This is a genomic window from Bartonella sp. MR168JLCBS (genome assembly GCF_042194175.1).
This window is the reverse complement of the sequence record NZ_JBHIMP010000117.1, coordinates 623-941: the sequence shown is the minus strand read 5'-3', so window position 1 is coordinate 941 and position 319 is coordinate 623. Positions and strand designations below refer to the sequence as shown.

Annotated in this window: 1 pseudogene; it reads left to right on the top strand. The window is 45.1% G+C overall.

Annotated elements, in window-relative coordinates:
- A pseudogene (locus ACFIK8_RS09625) lies at positions 1–295 on the top strand (exodeoxyribonuclease III); the annotation flags it as partial.
- Positions 296–319: the final 24 nt, after the last annotated feature.

Genomic DNA, 319 nt, shown 5'->3' with positions numbered 1-319 from the left:
GGTGGTAAGCCATACGCCAATTGAAACCGAGCGGTTACAAGCTTTATGCTGCCAAGGTGGATGGGTCGATCTTATGCGTCTGCATTTTCCTCCTCCTACAAAGATTTATACATGGTGGAGCTATCGCGCACGCGATTGGGCACTTGCTGATCGTGGGCGGCGCCTTGACCATATTTGGTCTTCTCCCAATTTAGCACCTTTTGTAGCTAATCTTTCGATTTTTCGTGATGCACGGGGATGGAATCAGCCTTCAGATCACGTTCCTGTACAAACTGTATTTGATTTTTCACGCTGATTTTGGAATAAGAGTTAAATAAAA